The 17,051-nt window shown below is 69.2% G+C and carries 15 protein-coding genes; 6 read left to right on the top strand and 9 right to left on the bottom strand.

Annotation, left to right across the window (positions count from 1 at the left end; all coding sequences use genetic code 11):
• Nucleotides 1-128: 128 nt before the first annotated feature.
• Entirely contained in the window at nucleotides 129-1,097 is a 969-nt protein-coding gene (locus tag HLA95_RS01380; protein WP_222182115.1) for a hypothetical protein, read from the top strand.
• Between the two features lie 51 nt (nucleotides 1,098-1,148).
• On the opposite strand, the gene HLA95_RS01375 is transcribed toward HLA95_RS01380, so the two are convergent.
• The 6 genes from HLA95_RS01375 to HLA95_RS01350 form a co-directional block, all read right to left on the bottom strand.
• Nucleotides 1,149-2,108: a hypothetical protein gene (locus tag HLA95_RS01375; RefSeq protein ID WP_222182113.1), complete on the bottom strand. Its 960-nt coding sequence runs from the start codon at nucleotides 2,106-2,108 to the stop codon at nucleotides 1,149-1,151.
• Nucleotides 2,109-2,365: 257 nt separating this feature from the next.
• Nucleotides 2,366-2,488, bottom strand: a complete 123-nt coding sequence (locus tag HLA95_RS01370) for a DUF2474 domain-containing protein (RefSeq protein WP_222182111.1) — start codon at nucleotides 2,486-2,488, stop codon at nucleotides 2,366-2,368.
• Nucleotides 2,485-3,489 carry a cytochrome d ubiquinol oxidase subunit II gene (cydB, locus tag HLA95_RS01365; RefSeq protein WP_255591226.1) on the bottom strand — a complete coding sequence of 335 codons (1,005 nt, stop codon included), beginning with the start codon at nucleotides 3,487-3,489 and terminating at the stop codon, nucleotides 2,485-2,487. Before cydB ends, HLA95_RS01370 begins: the two co-directional genes overlap by 4 nt.
• Nucleotides 3,486-4,922, bottom strand: coding sequence for a cytochrome ubiquinol oxidase subunit I (locus HLA95_RS01360; protein ID WP_191059015.1), 1,437 nt, complete (start codon nucleotides 4,920-4,922; stop codon nucleotides 3,486-3,488). Before HLA95_RS01360 ends, cydB begins: the two co-directional genes overlap by 4 nt.
• Before the next feature lie 113 nt (nucleotides 4,923-5,035).
• Entirely contained in the window at nucleotides 5,036-5,425 is a 390-nt protein-coding gene (locus HLA95_RS01355; RefSeq protein ID WP_191059014.1) for an acyl-CoA thioesterase, read from the bottom strand.
• A gap of 96 nt (nucleotides 5,426-5,521) precedes the next feature.
• A complete protein-coding gene (locus HLA95_RS01350) occupies nucleotides 5,522-7,318 on the bottom strand; it encodes a thiamine pyrophosphate-requiring protein (protein ID WP_191059013.1) in 1,797 nt (598 codons plus the stop codon).
• Nucleotides 7,319-7,632: 314 nt separating this feature from the next.
• Between HLA95_RS01350 and HLA95_RS01345 the strand changes: the two genes are divergently transcribed.
• The gene (locus HLA95_RS01345) at nucleotides 7,633-9,003 is read left to right on the top strand and encodes a selenium-binding family protein (protein WP_191059012.1); all 1,371 of its coding nucleotides are present in this window, start codon (nucleotides 7,633-7,635) and stop codon (nucleotides 9,001-9,003) included.
• Between the two features lie 91 nt (nucleotides 9,004-9,094).
• Entirely contained in the window at nucleotides 9,095-9,271 is a 177-nt protein-coding gene (locus tag HLA95_RS01340) for a hypothetical protein (RefSeq protein ID WP_191059017.1), read from the top strand.
• Between the two features lie 14 nt (nucleotides 9,272-9,285).
• Here HLA95_RS01340 and HLA95_RS01335 read toward each other — a convergent pair whose 3' ends face one another.
• Nucleotides 9,286-10,461, bottom strand: coding sequence for a hypothetical protein (locus tag HLA95_RS01335; protein WP_191059011.1), 1,176 nt, complete (start codon nucleotides 10,459-10,461; stop codon nucleotides 9,286-9,288).
• Nucleotides 10,462-10,719: 258 nt separating this feature from the next.
• Entirely contained in the window at nucleotides 10,720-11,598 is an 879-nt protein-coding gene (locus tag HLA95_RS01330; RefSeq protein WP_223861455.1) for a sugar phosphate isomerase/epimerase family protein, read from the bottom strand.
• 147 nt (nucleotides 11,599-11,745) lie between these two features.
• Between HLA95_RS01330 and HLA95_RS01325 the strand changes: the two genes are divergently transcribed.
• The 3 genes from HLA95_RS01325 (at nucleotide 11,746) to HLA95_RS01315 (ending at nucleotide 14,740) form a co-directional block, all read left to right on the top strand.
• Nucleotides 11,746-12,678 carry a 2-dehydro-3-deoxygalactonokinase gene (locus HLA95_RS01325; RefSeq protein ID WP_222182109.1) on the top strand — a complete coding sequence of 311 codons (933 nt, stop codon included), beginning with the start codon at nucleotides 11,746-11,748 and terminating at the stop codon, nucleotides 12,676-12,678.
• Nucleotides 12,675-13,298, top strand: a complete 624-nt coding sequence (locus HLA95_RS01320; RefSeq protein WP_222182107.1) for a 2-dehydro-3-deoxy-6-phosphogalactonate aldolase — start codon at nucleotides 12,675-12,677, stop codon at nucleotides 13,296-13,298. The genes HLA95_RS01325 and HLA95_RS01320 overlap by 4 nt, the downstream gene beginning before the upstream one ends.
• 131 nt (nucleotides 13,299-13,429) lie before the next feature.
• Nucleotides 13,430-14,740: a hemolysin family protein gene (locus tag HLA95_RS01315; protein ID WP_223861656.1), complete on the top strand. Its 1,311-nt coding sequence runs from the start codon at nucleotides 13,430-13,432 to the stop codon at nucleotides 14,738-14,740.
• A gap of 16 nt (nucleotides 14,741-14,756) precedes the next feature.
• Here the strand turns inward: HLA95_RS01315 and HLA95_RS01310 are convergent, their stop codons facing one another.
• Nucleotides 14,757-16,931 (bottom strand): histidine kinase dimerization/phosphoacceptor domain -containing protein, encoded by a 2,175-nt coding sequence (locus HLA95_RS01310; RefSeq protein WP_191061140.1) that lies wholly within the window; start codon nucleotides 16,929-16,931, stop codon nucleotides 14,757-14,759.
• Nucleotides 16,932-17,051 lie beyond the last annotated feature (120 nt).

Here is a 17,051-nt window from a genome sequence, read left to right as displayed (position 1 = left end):
CCGTGGCGGGCGGGCGTGCGGGGCATGGCGCTGGGCGCCGCGTTCTTCGCCTCGGTGATCTATCTCAGCTACCACACGACATTCTTGTATTTTCAGTTCTGACCGCCCTGCATGTTCAAGAGGATCGCATGGAACGCCGTTTTCTCGCGTTCTTCGCGCTTACCGCCACCCTGCTCACCGGGCTGACGTTCGGCGTGAACTGCTATGTCGACCCGTTCGGCCGCTGGGCGGCACCGGGGCCCACCGCCTTCATGGGCGCGGACGGCATCGACCGGACGCCCGCCTACACGCTCAATCGACGGCTGTTCAAGCTGATCGCCTTCGACCGCTGGGTGGCGGAGCATCCCGACATCGTGCCCTCGCTGCTGATCGGCGACAGCACCACCAACCAGATCGACGCCCTGGACCTCACCAGCCACACCGGGCAGCCCTGGTACAGCCTGGCCTATGGCGGTGCTAGTCTGGGCGAAACGATCGACCTGGTCGACCTCGTCCTGGACCGCTACCCCGCCGCCCGGATCGTCTGGGGCGTGCCGTTCAGCCGGCTGATCGCCGGGGCGGAGAACGACATCCCGCGCACGGTCGACATGGCGCAAGCGCCGTTGCGGCACATGCTGACCTTCGAGAGCCTGCAGGCGTCCTATCTCGTGCTGCGCAGCACCTGGCTCGGGATCGGCTTCGACGACCCGAAGATGGACACGGGCGACCAGGACATCGTCACCTACCAGCTCAGCCGGGCGCGCAGCGAGATCGCCGGCCGGCCCTGGCCGGACGACGAGGTGGCGAGGCTCACCGCCACGCTGGAGCGGGCACGCCAGCGCGGCGTGCCGGTCACCCTGTTCAGCCCCCCGGTCCATCCGCGCACGGCCGAGCTGTTCCGGCAGGACTTCGCCGAGCGCCATGCCCGCTACCTGGCCCTGCTCGGCCAGCACTGCGTGGTCGACTTCAACGACGCCGCCCATCATGCGGACTGGCCGGCCGAGCTGTTCCTGGACAGCAGCCACCTGACCCAGCAGCACAAGCCCATGCTGGCGCAGGCACTGGCCCAGGCCCTCCAGTCGGCCTGCGCCGCCGGGCCGCTGACCGCGTCGCGCTGACCGCTCGTGCCGGCCGGGTGGCGCTGACCGGCAGGGGCGCCTGCCGCGGCTTCAGCCGGCCGGCCAGCCGCGCCGCACCGATGCCGCGTCCAGATGCGCTGCCGCCATCTGCCAGCCGCCCAGCCACCAGGGAGTTCCGGCGGCGCCGAAGCTGGCGACATGGCCGGCGCTCAGTTGCTCGAGCCGGCCGGCGGGCACGGCCGCGACCCCGTCCCAGGCCAGCCCCGCCAGCCTCGGCTCCGGCACCTCGCGCAGGAGGTCCAGCAGCCAGCCGGGCAGCTCGGTCAGGAGCCGGCTCTGCTGGCCGCGCCGGAACGCCGACAGCAGGGCCGGCCAGATCGGCGCGAGCTGGGCCAGGATCCGCGGCAGCCGGGCCGCCGCCTCGACCAGCTCGTCCAGGGCTGCCGGATCGATGCCGCTGCCATCCTCGCCCGGCAGGGCTGCGGCCGGATCCTCCTTCGCCCAGGCGAGCCTGCCCAGCTCCTGATGGAGCTGGCAGCCTGCCCGGCACAGCGCCTCGGCGCGGACCGCGGCGAAATCCTCCAGGTCCAGGCGCGGGCAGCTTCCCAGCCGCAGCGGGTACTCGATGTCGAAGCGCCACTGCGCTGCCGAGCGCGCTTCCTCAAACCGATCCAGCACCCGGTCGGCATTGCCGCTGACGGAGTGCAGCCGGCTGAGGAACTCCAACGCACGGATGGCAAAGCGGATCTCCGGCTCGTCCTTGGGCCAGAGATGGCCGCCCTGGAAGGCCTGGACCCGCGCCGGGCGCGGCTGCTCCAGCCCCAGGGCGCGGCTGCGCAGCCAGGCGGCGGTGCTCAGGTCCTGGTAGGGGTTGTGCGTCACGTCGGGCCACAGCCGGCTGGCCCAGGGCTGCGCCCGGATCCAGCACGCCGCCGCCGCATGGTCCTGGCCGGGTTTGGCCAGCCGGGTGCCGGCCGCCAGGGCCGCCGACATCTCGGCAACGATCGCCTGGCAACGACGGGCCGCCTCGCCGGTCGGGCCGCTGCTCATGCCGCACCGCCCGGCTGAACCCGGCCAGCACCGTGCCGGCCCGGCAGGAGCCGCCCTGCCGGTCGCCTGCCTACCGCGATCCCCGCCATGATCGATCCCCGCCCTGCCGCGTTCTTTGCGGGTGCGATGCTAGAAGCCGGGCATGATGCTGGCTTGTGCCACCTGAAGGGCAAGGGCGGCGCACGGCATACCGCGCTGCGTAGTTCGCCGGTTTCAACCCGAAGCTGCTCGAAGCGCGGCGGCGATCCACTGCCGGATCAGGCGATCCAGAGGCGCAGCAGCAGGCCTACCACCGATACCGTGGCCACGCCGGCCAGCCACAGGCCGACGAACCACAAGAGCCGGCGCCCCCAGCCCCCCTCTTGCCCAGGCTCGGTCAATGGTAGCCCTCGTGGCCGGTCTTGCCGCGGAACACCCAGTAGGAATAGCCGGTATAGATCAGGATGATCGGGATCAGCACCGATGCCCCCACCAGCATGAACAGCTGGCTCTTGGGTGGTGACGCCGCGTCCCAGATGGTGATGGCGCCCGGGATCACGTAGGGGAACATGCTCACGCCCAGCCCGATCAGGCCCAGCGCGAACAAGGCCAGCGCGCTCAGGAACGGCCAGTATTCCCACCGCCTCGCCAGCGCCACGAAGAACACCACCGAACCGATCGCCACCAGGATCGGCACCTGGGCGGCGAACAGCACCCGCGGGAAGCTGAACCAGTTGCGGTAATAGGCTTCGCTCAGGAACGGCGTGAACAGGCTGACCAGGACGATGCAGCCCACCAGGAGGGGGCCCAGGATGCGGGCCAGCCGGTAGCAGTGCTCCTGCAGCTGGCCTTCCGACTTCATGATCAGCCAGGTCGCACCCAGCAGCGCATAGCCGATCACCAGGCTGACGCCGACCAGGACGCTGAACGGCGTCAGCCAGTCCCACCAGCCGCCGGCATAGCTGCGCCCCTCCACGGTGATGCCCTGCAGCAGCGCGCCGAGCGTGATGCCCTGGGCCAGGGTCGCGATGATCGAGCCCAGGGTGAAACTGAAGTCCCACCAGGGCCGGTGCGCCGGGTCGCGCCAGCGGAACTCGAAGGCGACGCCCCGGAAGATCAGGCCCAGCAGCATGGCGATGAGCGGCGCGTAGAGGGCCGGCAGGATGATCGCATAGGCCAGGGGAAAGGCCGCCATCAGCCCGCCACCCCCCAGCACCAGCCAAGTCTCGTTGCCGTCCCAGATCGGGGCAACCGAGTTGATGGCGCTGTCCCGCTCGCGCCCCGCCGAGAAGAACGGGAACAGGATGCCGATGCCCAGGTCGAACCCGTCCATGACGACATAAGCGAAGACGGCGAACGCGATCACGAACGCCCAGATGACGGTGAGGTCGAGCTCGATCATGTCCGGGCCTCCGAGCTGCGGCCGCCGATCGTCCGCTCGGGACTGACTGCCGGCGCCGGCGTGATGCCAGCCGCGCGATGCGGCCCGATCTCGCGCTCCGGCCCGGTCTCGCCCGTGTAGGGCGCATGTCCCATCAGCTTCAGAATGTAGAACGTGCCGATCGAGAACACGACAGAGTAGACCAGGATGAACATGAGCAGCGAGGTCGCCACGGCCGGGGCCGCCAGGGGTGAGGCCGAATCCGCCGTGCGCATCAGGCCATAGACCGTGTAGGGCTGCCGGCCGACCTCGGTGGTCACCCAGCCGGCGATCACCGCGACGAAGCCGGCCGGCCCCATCAGGAGCGCGAAGCGATGCAGGGGGCGCCAGTGGTAGAGCTGGCCCTTGAAATAGGCGATGGCACCGGCAGCGCCCAGGAACAGCATCAGGAAGCCCAGGCCGACCATGATCCGGAAGGACCAGAACACGATCTCCACCGGCGGCCATTCCTCGCGCGGCACACTGTCGAGCCCCTTCAGCGGCGCGCTCCAGCTATGCTCCAGGATCAGCGAGGACGCCTTGGGGATCGAGACCTCGTAATGGACCGTGGCCTCCTCCTCGTCGGGGATCCCGAACAGGATGAGCGGCGCTCCCTCGGGATGGCTCTCGAAATGGCCCTCCATGGCCATGATCTTGATCGGCTGGTGCTGGAGCGTGTTCAGGCCGTGCGCGTCACCCAGGAAGATCTGGATCGGCGCGACGATGGCGATCATGCCGATCGCCATGGTGAACATGACCCGGGCACCCTCGTTGATCTTGTCGCGCAGCAGATGGAAGGCGCCCACCGCGCCCACCACCAGCGCCGTGGTGAGATAGGCGGCCGTCACCGTGTGGGCCAGGCGGAAGGGGAAGGACGGGTTGAAGATGATCGCCCACCAGTCTACCGGCACGAACTGGCCGACCTCGTTCATCGCGTGGCCGGTCGGCGTATGCATCCAGCTGTTGACCGAAAGGATCCAGAAGGCGGAGATGAAGGTGCCGACCGCCACCGCCAGCGTGGCGGCGTAGTGCAGCCCCTTGCCGACCCGGTTCACCCCGAACAGCATCACGCCGAGGAAGCCCGCTTCCAGGAAGAAGGCGGTGAGCACCTCGTAGGCCATGAGCGGCCCGATCACCGGCCCGGCCCGGTCCGAGAACACCGACCAGTTGGTGCCGAACTGGTAGGTCATCACGATCCCGGACACGACGCCCATGCCGAAGGCCAGCGCGAAGATCTTCACCCAGTAGCGGAACAGCCGGATGTAGACCTCCCGACCGGTCCACAGCCACAAACCCTCCAGCACGGCGAGATAGCTCGCCAGCCCGATCGTGAACGAAGGGAAGATGAAGTGGAACGAGACCGTGAACGCGAACTGGATCCTGGCCAGCAAGAGCGCATCGAACTGTTCGAGCATCATCCTCTCCCACGTCCCGCGCCGACCTAGATAGAGCGCCGCAGCGGCGACGACAGTGCAGATCGGCCTTCCTGAGGCGCCGGAGCGCAGGTTCCTGCGGCTCCGGCGGGCCCTCAGCCCGCGGCTGCGCCCTCGAAGGGGGGCAGTGCCCGCGGGCGGCGCTCCGCGTCGATCGCGACGAAGGTGAAGACCGCCTCGGTCACCCGGGTCCGCTCGTCGTTCTCGCGCGGGCGCCGCCATGCCTCGATGCGGATCTTCATCGAGCTGCGCCCGGTGGACAGGATCTCGCCATGGAAGCTGACCTCGTCGCCCACCAGCACCGGGCTCAAGAAGCTCATCGCATCCACCGCCACGGTCACCGTGCGGCCGCAGGCGCGCCTGGTCGCGAGGCTGCCGGCGGCCAAGTCCATGTGCGCCATCAGCCAGCCGCCGAAGATGTCGCCCGCCGGGTTGGTGTCGGCCGGCATGGCAACGGTGCGGATGAGCGGCGGCTGGTCGGACATGGCACGGCTCCCGCGACCGTCGTCAGTGCCGCAACCCTAACAGCCTCCGACCGGGACTGTCAGGAGGGGCCGGGTGGCGAGGCCGGGGACCGAGGCTCAGGAATCGCGGCGCCCGCCGCTGGGGAGCACCGAGCTCAGCACCTCGCGGGCCGTGTTGACGATCACGCTGCCGGCATCGGGGTCGAACGGCGTCGAGAACATGAAGTTCTTCGCCTGCCCGAGGGTGATGTGCGGCGGCAGGGGCGGCACGTTAGGGTCGGTCCGCACTTCCAGCACCACCGGCACGTCCGAGCCGAGTGCCGCCTCCCAGGCCGGGGCCACCTGGTCGGGGTGGTCGACGAAGATGCCGCGCAGGCCGATGAGCTCCGCGAAGCGGTGATAGGGCACGTCGGGGATGTTCTGCGTCGCCTCGAACTTGGGGTTGCCCTCCATGACCCGCTGCTCCCAGGTGACCTGGTTCAGGTCCTGGTTGTTCAGCACCATGCAGACCCAGGTCGGGTTCGCCCATTCCCGCCAGTATTTCGCCACCGTGATCAGCTCGGCCATGTTGTTCATCTGCATGGCGCCGTCCCCGACCACGGCAATCACCGGGCGGTCGGGATGGGCGAACTTGGCGGCGATCGCATAGGGTACGGCGGCACCCATGCAGGCGAGGCCCCCGGAGAGCGAGGCCATCATCCCGCGGCGCATCTTCAGGTCACGCGCGAACCAGTTGGCGCAGGACCCGGAATCCGAGGACAGGATCGCCCGGTCCGGGATGCGCGGCGACAGTTCCCAGAAGACGCGCTGCGGGTTGACCGGGTCGGCCGGCTGCATGGCGCGCGCCTCCAGCGTCTCCCAGCTTTTGGCGACGCTCGCCTCGACGCTCTCGCGCCAGGAGCGGTCGGTCTTTTGCTGGAGCATGGGCAGGAGCAGGCGCAGCGTATGGGCGACATCGCCCTGGAGGTTGACCTCCATCGGGTAGCGCGCCGACAGCATGCCGGGCTCCAGGTCGATCTGCACGCCGCGCGCCTGGCCCTCCTTGGGCAGGAACTCCGAGTAGGGGAAGCCCGAGCCCACCATCAGCAGCGTGTCGCAGTTGCTCATGAGGTCCCAGCTCGCCGGCGTGCCGAGCAGACCGATCGAGCCGGTGACGAACGGCAGGTCGTCGGGCAGCGCTGCCTTGCCCAGAAGGGCCTTGGCCACGCCGGCACCCAGGCGCTCCGCCACCTCGATCACCTCGTCGGTGGCACCCAGCGCGCCGGCACCCACCAGGATCGCCACTTTCTCGCCGGCGTTCAGCACCTCGGCAGCGCGACGCAGATCCTCCTCGAACGGCACCACCAGCGGCCTGGTGTAGCCGACCCCGCTGAACACGGCGCCATGCTGGCGGGGCGGGTCCTGGTAGGGCTCCTCCTGCAGGTCGTTGGGAAAGACCAGGGCCGTTACCCGCCGCTCGCCGATCGCCATGCGCACCGCGCGGTCGACCAGGTGGCGCACCTGGCCCGGCACCGACGCCTGCTGGACGAAGGTCCCGGCCACGTCCTTGAACATCGAGACCAGGTCGACTTCCTGCTGGTAGTGGGCACCCAGCGCGGTGCGCGCCTGCTGGCCGGCAATCGCCAGCACCGGCACATGGTCGAGACGCGCGTCGTACAGGCCGGTCAGCAGGTGCGAGGCGCCGGGCCCCGACGTGGCGAGGCATACGCCGAGCTCGCCCGTGTACTTGGCATAGGCCGAGGCCATGAACGCGGCCATCTCCTCGTGGCGCGCCTGGACGAACTTGATGTCCCCGCCGCGACGCTGCAGGGCGCCGAGCAGGCCGTTGATGCCGTCGCCCGGGTAGCCGAAGACGTGGCGGACACCCCACTGCTTCAGGCGCTCCCAGAAGAAGTCCCCGACGGTCCCGCTCATCGCCATCACCCCTGCCGCTTGGTCCCGACACGTGAACCAGCCTTCCGCCGGCGAGTTCCCCTCTGGCAGGGCGGTGCAGCTTGCCGGGTCGCCTCAGTCGGCGACGTCGGCAGGGCGAGTCCGGTGGCGCCCGGTAGCCTCCGTTGTCCTCCTGGCCGCCATCGATGGTCCGGGCAAGATAAAACACTTAATTTAGCGTTGAATTTCGCGCTGCCTTTGCTTGACGGGAATGCAGGCGTAGAATGAAATTAAGCACAATATGATTGTGTAGTAAGGTGCATCCGCGCCTGTCGGAACCGGGAAGAAGTACGCCGATGACGTCCAACGGCCATCACCATGACGCCTCGCATTGCTGCGGGCCGGGCTTCGCCTCGCCCAAGGCCGCGATGGCAGCCCCGCGCGAAAAGCTGCTCTACACGATCGGCATCTATACCGGCAGCAAGGTCGATGCGCCGGACTATCTGGCGACCGTCGACGCCGATCCGGCCAGCCCCACCTACAGCCAAGTCATCCACCGGCTGGAGATGCCGAACAAGGGCGACGAGCTCCATCATTTCGGCTGGAACGCCTGCTCGTCCTGCCATGGCGACGCCTCGGCGGAGCGCCGCTTCCTGGTGGTGCCCGGCTTCAAGTCCAGCCGCATCCACATCATCGACACCGCCGACCCGCGCGCGCCCAAGCTGCACAAGGTGATCGAGCCGGAAGAGGTGATCGCCAAGACCGGCCTGACCGCGCCGCACACCATCCATTGCCTGGGCAAGGAGATCATCATCTCCATGCTGGGCAATGCCGAAGGCGAGGGGCCGGGCGGCTTCCTCACCATGGACCAGGACTTCAACATCACCGGCCGCTGGGAGAAGGATCTCGGCGCCATGAAGTACGGCTACGACTTCTGGTACCAGCCGCGCCACAACGTGATGGTGTCCTCGGAGTTCGGCGCGCCCAACGCCTTCTTCGGCGGGTTCAAGTTGGAGGATGTCGGCAAGCGCTACGGCAGCCAGATCCATTTCTGGGACTTCGAGGGCCGGCGGGTCGAGAAGTCCTATGATCTCGGCACGGACGGCATGATCCCGCTGGAGGTCCGCTTCCACCACGACCCGGCCAGCACCCATGGCTATGTCGGCGTGGCGCTCTCCTCCAACGTCTGGCACTGGCACAAGAACGGCGAGGGCTGGCAGCTCGACAAGGTCATCCAGGAGGAGCCGGTCGAGATCGAGGGCTTCCCGGTGCCGCTGCCACCGCTGATCACCGACATCCTGCTGTCGATGGACGACCGGTTCATGTATTTCTCGAACTGGCTGCACGGCGACCTGCGCCAGTACGACATCAGCGACCCGGCCAACCCGAAGCTCACCGGCCAGGTTTGGATCGGCGGCATGCTCGGCAAGGCACCGGAGGTGAACGGCCGCAAGGTCGCGGGCGGGCCGCAGATGCTGCAGCTCTCGCTCGACGGCAAGCGGCTCTACTGCACCACTAGCCTGCTCTCGTCCTGGGACGCGCAGTTCTATCCGGCCGTGGACGAGCTGGGCTCCTGCATGGTGCAGATCGACTGCGACACCGAAAACGGCGGCATGTCGATCAACAAGGACTTCTTCGTCGATTTCGGCAAGGAGCCGAAGGGGCCGGCCCGTGCGCACGAGACGCGCTATCCGGGCGGCGACTGCACGTCCGACATCTGGCTCTGACCGGGACGGCGTCCGCCCGGAACGCATCCGGCCGGGCGCCGTTCATCCTCCAGCGGCAAAACGCGCCGCTGGAGCCATGAGGAGCCAGAAGATGCCCGTCACCCCCTCGACACCTGAAACGATGCCGGGCGACGAGGCCCCGCCCGGCACGCCCGGGACCGGGGAGAATCTCTGCCCCACCTGCAGCGGCAGCGGCAAGGTCGAGGGCAAGGAATGCCCGACCTGCGGCGGCACCGGCGAGGTCACTAGCGGCATCGGCGGCGGCTGACCGGCCGCCGCGGCTCACTTCAGGTAGAACTCGAAGTCCCTGACGGCGATGGCGAAGCCCCTCATGCCGGGGTCGGGGCCGGTCTGCTGCATGGACACGAACATGCCCTCGATCTTCCCGCTGGCGTCCCGGCGCGGCATCAGCGGGTAGTTGACCCCCTCGAAGGTGAAGGTGTTCGCCATGCCGAAGCTGGTGACGTGCTGGCCGGTGCGGTCGTCGTAGAAGGACAGGCGCATGAACGCACCGGAGCGCTGGCCGGGGCGCGGGTCGTAGTTGCTGTTGAGGACCAGCTCGTGCTCGACGCGGTACCACACGCCGCGCATCAGGGCGTTGGTCCGCGGGTCCTGGGCGTGCATCTCGGTCATCACCCGGAACCGCTTGCAGGTGACGTCGAGCATGTCGTCCCGGAAGTGGCCGAGCAGCTTGCCCGACGCCGCGGTCGGCGAATCGCCCCGGCCACCCACCACGACCCGGGTCGAGAAGGACTCGCCGGTGTTCACCGTGCGCCGCGTCCCCTCGCATAGGTGGTCGTTTGGTGGGTAGCGGCCGTCCGGCGCGCTGCCGAAGCCCGGGATCTTGGTCTCGTAGCCGAGGTTGAAGTCGAAATTGGTGGAATACATCACCTTGTAGGTGAGGCAGGCATGGTCGCCGACCCCGAGATTCTTGAGCGAGCGGGGGTCGTCGGAATCCTTGTCGAAGATCATCCAGCCGGTGTGATGGCCCAGGCTCATCGGCGGGATGTCGGTGCTGCTCGGGATCCCTAGGCAGATCGCGGGCGTGGTGCCGTCGACGATGCACTCGGACAGGTTCTTCTTGTTGATCCGGCTGGCCCTGCCCCAGCTCGACTTGGCACCCGGCGCCAGCCGGCCGCGCACGATCTCGCCATAGCCCGAGGTCGGGCCGGTGCCGAAGATGTAGTTCCACTGCTTCTTGAACTCGCCGGACTGGCGCAGGCGGCCATCCGGGTGGATGTCGTAGTTCAGCGACAGCATGTTGCCGGAATTGTGGCGCTTGCCCACCGGCAGCCGCTCCATCACCTCCGCCCGGGTCGGGGACTTGGTGCGCCAGAACAGGTTCTCTGGCCCGAACAGGCCCCGGCAGTGCCGCGTTGCGGCGGCATCCGCGCCCTTTGGCGATGCGACCAGCAGCAATGGCAGGAGCGCCAACCCGAACAGCAGTGTTTTCCGCACGACTTCCCTCGGCCCGGAAGGTTCTATGAGCAACCACCTCTAAGCCGTAGGACTCCTCGTCGGTTTGGCAAGCTCAAACTAATCTACATCGGAAACTGGCCGAATCTCCCAAAGGGTTCGCCGGATATTCTGAAGACATCCGGCGATCATCCGGGACTGAAGCGATGCTTTTCCGGAAGTGGATTTACTTATGCCGGGAATGAAGAAGCCATGTCCTGGCCGAAACCAGCCATCAACGTGGCGAGAATTGTCGCACCCTTACCGGCCGAGCCCCAACATCTCCCGCACCTGGGCCACGACCTCGGGCGCGTGCTCGGCATAGCGTGCCGGCAGCTCGACATTGGCAATGGTGCCCGGCAGGAAGCGCAGTTCGCCGAACAGCATGTCCCACGGGATGTCGCCCCAGCCGGGCGGCAGGTGCAGGTCGCCCATGCCGAACGCCACCGTTTCCGAGCGGGTATGGCCCAGCATGGTGGCAGTTCGGCCGAAGCTGTCATGGACGTGGAGGTGGGCGGTGAGCGGTGCCGCCTGGCGCACCGATGCCCACGGGTCGACGCCGCGCCTGGTCGCTTCCTGATAGGCATGGCTGAAGTCGATCAGCACCCGGACATGCGGGTGGTCGACCTCCGCAACCTGCTCGGCCACCTCGTGCGGCAACTGGGAGAGAGCCCCCGCCCGCTCGCCGAACAGGTTCTCCACGACGACGGTGACACTTATGCGGCCGGCCTGATCGCCCAGGCGCTTCAGGAAGTCACGCTCCTGGGCACGCAGCGCCGCCAGTTCCGGCCCGGTCGCATGCACGGTGCGCCCGGAATGCTGCACATAGATCCCGGCACCGAGCCGCCCGGCCATCGCGAGGTGCGCCTCGGCCACCGCCTCGTGGATCTCGCGGTGGCGCAGGTCCCAGGGGTTGGAGGCGATCGGCCCGTGGACGGAGTAGCGCAGCGCGAATTCGGATGCGATCTCCAGGACCCGGGCGAACTGCCGCTCCAGCGGCCGGCCACCGGCCACCACGTCCAGGTCGTACAGCGCGATCTCGGCCGCGTCCGCGCCAGCGGCCTGGATCGCCTGGAGCATCGGCAAGAGGCTGTCCGGCCGGCCGTCCTGGCCCTGGGTGGTCAGGCCCACCGCCACCACGTTCGTCAACATCGCTTCCTTTCATCGACACGCGCAGGATCGGCCGGGGCGGCTGGCCGCCCGGCTCGGGCCTGCCGCTTCGGCGCTTTCGCCGCCACGGGCAAGAGGCTAGCGTCCGCGCGGCGACACGGCAGGAGGAGGAATGAGGTGGCGGCGCTGATCGGCCTGGACTGGGGCACCAGCTCCCTGCGCGCGGCCCTGATCGGGCCGGACGGCGCGATCCTGGACCGCCACGCCTCGTCCCACGGTATCACCAGCCTGCCGGAAGGGGGGGTCGATACCGCCTTTGCCGCGGCGACCGGTCGCTGGCGGGCCGCGCATCCGGACCTGCCGGTGCTGGCGTCAGGGATGGTGGGGGCCAGGACCGGCTGGCGCGAGGCGGCCTATGTCCCCTGCCCGGCCGGCGCCGCCGAGATCGCAGAGGGTCTGCTCCGCTTCACCACGGCGGACGGCAGCGTGCTGCACATCGTGCCCGGCATGTCGTACCGCAATCCGGCGGGCATCCCGGACGTGATGCGCGGCGAGGAGACCCAGATCCTGGGCTGCGCCGGCGAGGGTGCCGGCCTGTTCGTGCTGCCCGGCACCCATTCCAAATGGGTCCGGGTCGAGGGCGGCAGGATCGCGAGCTTTGCCAGCTACCTGACCGGCGAGCTGTTCGCGGCCCTGCGCCGGCACACCATCCTGCGCCATACCATGCCGTCTTTGGACGAACCCGACCCGTTCGACGCGGCGGCATTCGCCCGGGGCGTGCGCCGGGCAGCCGACCGCACCGGCGGCGGGCTGCTGCGCCGGCTGTTCGGTGCCCGCGCCCTGGCCCTGTTCGGCGAGCTCGGCACCGAGGCCGGGCCGGCCTGGCTCTCGGGCCTCGTGATCGGCAGCGAGCTGGTGGAGGCCACCGACGAGTTCGGCACGACGGCGGGCCGCCTGGTCGTGGTGGGTGGGGCGACGCTGGCGCAGCGCTATGCCGAGGCGGCCGGCATCCTCGGCATCGCCACCGAGACCGCCCATCCCGACGCCGCTTTTCTCGGCCAGTTCCGCATCGCCAGGCTGGCCGGCCTGACCGAGGAGTCCCGCCCGTGACCGAACTCGCCAGCTTCACCGACCGCCTGCCGCTGGTCGCCATCCTGCGCGGCATCCAGCCGGATGAGGTGCTGCCGATCGGCCGGGCGCTGGTCGAGGCCGGGTTCGCGATCCTGGAGGTGCCGCTGAACTCGCCGGAGCCGTTCGAGAGCATCGCCCGGCTGGCCGGAGAGTTCGGCGCCGACATCCTGGTGGGTGCCGGGACGATGCGCACGACCGCGGATCTGGACCGCCTGGTGGAGGCCGGCGGCCGGCTGATGGTGACCCCGCATGGCGACCCGGCCCTGATCCGGGCCGCCAAGGCCCGGAACCTCCTGACCTTGCCGGGTATCGCCACGCCTACCGAGGCCTTCGCCGCGATCGATGCCGGCACGGACGGGCTGAAGCTGTTCCCGGCCGAGATGATCCCGCCCAAGGTGGTCAAGGCGCTGCGCGCGGTCCTGCCCAGGACCATGCCGGTCTTCCCGGTGGGCGGGATCGAGCCGGACAGCATGGCTGCCTACCGCCAAGCCGGCGCCGACGGCTTCGGCCTGGGCTCGGCCCTCTACAAGCCGGGCATGGATGCCGAGGCGGTGGCCGAGCGTGCCCGCGCCTTCGTGAGCGCCTGGCGCAACGGCTAGCCCGGCCGGTCCCGGCGCGGTGCGGCCAGTGGCGCGGCGGCCTTCTGCGCAGGCGGCTGCGATGTGGGCTTCCCTACGGGCCAGGGAAACCACATCCTAGAGGCCTTGGTGACGACCTTCTGCGAGGGTAGGTGTTCGAGCTTCTGGTCGTGGTGGCCCTGGTGCTGCTCAACGGGTTCTTCGCCATGGCGGAGATGGCGATGGTCCGGGCGAAGCGGGCCCGGCTCCAGACGGCTGCGGACGAGGGCAGCAAGGCGGCCGGCCTGGCGCTCAAGCTGCAGGACAACCCGTCCCGCCTCCTGTCCACCGTCCAGATCGGCATCACCCTGGTCGGCATCGTCGCCGGCGCCTATGGCGGCGCCACCCTGTCGGTCTACGTGGCTGCCTGGATCGCGCCGATCGCCGGCGAATATGCCACGCCGATCGCCTTCGGGCTCGTGGTGGCCGGCATCACCTGGCTGTCGCTGGTGGTGGGCGAGCTGGTGCCCAAGCGGTTGGCCCTCCAGTTCTCCGAGGCGATCGCCGCGTTCGTCGCAGCGCCCATGATCCTCCTGGGCAAGGTGGCGGCGCCGGTGGTCTGGCTCCTGGAATACTCGACCAACGCCGTGCTTCGGCTCCTGCGCCTGCCCAAGGAAGTCCGCGAGGTCCCGACCGAGCAGGAGGTGGCGCTGCTGATCTCCGAAAGCCGGGCGGCGGGCGTGATCGACGAGGAGGCCGGTTCCATGATGGAGGGCCTGCTGCGCATCAACGACCTGCCGGTCCGCGCGATCATGACGCCCAGGGTGGAAGTGGTGAGCCTGCCGGCTGCCATGTCGATGAGCGACGCGATCGCCACCATGGCCTCGTCCGGGCGCTCGCGCTTTCCGGTGCTGGGCGACGAGGAGGAGATACTGGGCGTCGTCCAGGCCAAGGATCTGGCCGGCAAGACGCCGGGCAAGGGTATGGTCGGCGAGAGCCTGCGCCTGATCCAGCCGCCGATCGTGCCCGACACGATCGATGCCGGCCGGCTGGTCCGCCTGTTCAAGGATGCGCCGGTGCATCTGGCGGTGGTGGTGGACGAGTATGGCGCGTTCGAGGGCATCGTCACGCCCTCCGATCTCATGGCCGCGATCGCCGGCGACATCGCCGAGGCCGGTGCCGAGGACGCCTACGAGGCGCACCCGCGCGAGGACGGCTCCTGGCTGGTCGACGGGCTGATGCCGATCCACGACGTCGAGCACACGATCGGCCTGGAAGGGCTGCTCCAGCACCATGACGACTATCAGCGCCTGGCCGGGTTCGTCCTGTCCCAGCTCGGCCGGATCCCGGATGCGGGCGACTGCTTCACCTGGCAGGGCTGGCGCTTCGAGGTGGTCGACATGGACGGGCGGCGGATCGACAAGGTCCTGATCACGCCGCCGTTCCACCCGCAGGGCGGCGGCGAGACCGCGGACCTGGGCTGATCTCCGGGAGAACCCGTCAGGCGGCCGCGGCACGAAAGGTGATGACGACCCGGCGGCCGGGCCGGTTGTCCTGGTGGTCGATGCTGCCCTGCCACTGAGCGCACAGCGCCTGCACCATGCGCAGCCCGAACCCGGTGCCGCTCGACACCGCCTCGCCCACGCCGCGGTCGGCCACGGTCAGCGTGATCGCGCGGCCCGCCAGCTCCCGCAACTGCACAATGATTGGCCCGACCTTGCCCTGGTAGGCATACTTGGCCGAGTTGACGACCAGCTCGGTCACGATCAGGCCGAGGCTCACCGCCTGGTCGGTCGGCACGGAGATCGTGTCGGAGCGGACCTGCAGCTGCTCGGCCCATTCCGGCCCGAACGAGCTCACCAGGTCCTGGCGCAGCTCGTCGAGATAGCGGCCCATCTCCACCGACTGTACCTGCTCCGTCTGGTAGAGCCGGCGATGCACCAGCGCCACCGCGTGCAGGCGGCGGCGTGCTTCCTCCAGCTGGGCCAGGACGTGCGGATCCTGGCTGCCGCGCATCTGCAGCGACAGGAAGCTGCTCACCAGCTGCAGGCTGTTCTGGACGCGGTGGTTGACCTCGTGCAGCAGCAGGTCCTTCTGCGTCAGGAGGTTCGCCTGCTCGGCCAGCAGCTTCTCCTTGTCCTGGATCATGCCGTGCAACTGGCCGTTGAGGATGCCGAGCTGCTTGCCCTGGCGCAGTTCCACGAGCCGGATGCGCAGCCGCCCGGCGGTCTCGATCTCCGCCCGTGACCAGGCGCGCGCGCGGCCGCGCACCGTCTCCTGCCAGAGCTCGAAGGAGGCACGCGGCGTGAGCTGCCCGGAGGCGGCATCCACGGTCATGGCCTGGTGCGGATTGCCGCCCCACTTGACGACCTGCAGTTGCTCGCGGCGAAACCACAGGATCGCCAGCCCATCCGCGCGGTTCAGCACGATCGAGAGCAGCCCTGCCCCGGTCGCGACGAACTCGCTGGCGGCCGCGAAGCGCTCGGGCAGCGTCTCGGTGGCGAACGGCTGCACCATCTCCGCGGCGAGCAGCCAGTCGCGGATGGCCTCCACCTGGTGCGGTTCCGGGCAGTCGCCATGGATCTCGACCCGCCCGCCCCGGCAGATCGCCATCCCGTCGGCGCTGATCAGCTGGGTGAAGGCGGTGGCGTGGCGCTCCAGGCCGTCCTCGAAGCCGTCCTCGCGGGCGAGCCTGCCCAGCAGATCGTCCTCCATCGCCCGCAGCCGGATCCGCTGCCGATGGATCGCCGCATCCGCCTGGGCGCCGATCTGCCGCGAAAGCACCCGTGCGAGCACCCGGCACATGGCCCGGACCTCGTAAGGCAGGCGGCGGGGGGTCATGTGGTGGCAGGCGATCAGCCCCCAGAGCACGTCGCCCGCCACGATGGAGATCGAGGCCGACGCGGCCACCCCCATGTTCTCCAGATATCGGAGATGGATCGGCGACACGCTGCGCAGCACGCAGTCCGACAGGTCGAGCGGCCCGTCGTCCGGCTCGCCCGGCGCCCGCTCCAGGGGCAGCGGCCGGTAGGTGACGTCCGGGATCACCCGCACCGTGTTGCGCACGTAGAGGTCGCGCGCCTGGCTGGGGATGTCCGAAGCGGGGAAGCGGTGGTCCAGGAAGGAATGGAGCCCCGGCGCCTGGTCCTCGGCCACCACCTGCCCGGAATTGTCCTCCAGGAAGCGGTAGACCATCACCCGGTCGAAGCCGGTGATCCGCCGGAACAGGACGGCCGCCTGATGCAGCAGCTCCTCGTTGTCATGCGCCCGCTCGAATGCCCCGGTCGCCTCCTCCACTTCCGCCAGGCACGCGGCCGCACCCGCCCGCTCCGGGTCGCCGGGTTCCAGCTCGATCAGGAGGACTCTGCCTTTGCCCCCATGCACCGTGACGTCGACCGGCCGGCCTGCCTCGCTCAGGCTGCCCTGGAAGCCGCCGGGCGCCCGGTTCGCCTGGAACTGCCGCACCAGTGCGGCGAGCGGTGTCGACCACTCCTCCAGCTGCCGGCCCAGCGGCAGCCCGCCCGCCGCGACACCCAGCGAGCCAGGCTCGCCGGCCGCCTGACGAACCACGAGTTGTTCGGGATCGACGGCCAGCAGCACCCCATGCGGCTGGATGGCCCCGGGGATCCGGATCGGCTCCCGCTCGCACGAGGTCACGTCGAGGGGCCGCTCCATCACACCTTTTTCCACGTACTAATGGTCCGGAGGTGCCGAGCCGGGCAGCCGCCACCCATGTTCCTACGCATTCCCGGCAACGTCGTCATCATTCCGTGTGGGCAGGACCGGGCCGTTTCG

This window comes from Geminicoccus harenae, assembly GCF_019800005.1.
GTDB classification, from domain to species: Bacteria; Pseudomonadota; Alphaproteobacteria; order Geminicoccales; family Geminicoccaceae; genus Geminicoccus; species Geminicoccus harenae.
Note: the sequence above shows the minus strand (reverse complement) of the source record. Positions and strands in the feature narration are given on the sequence as shown.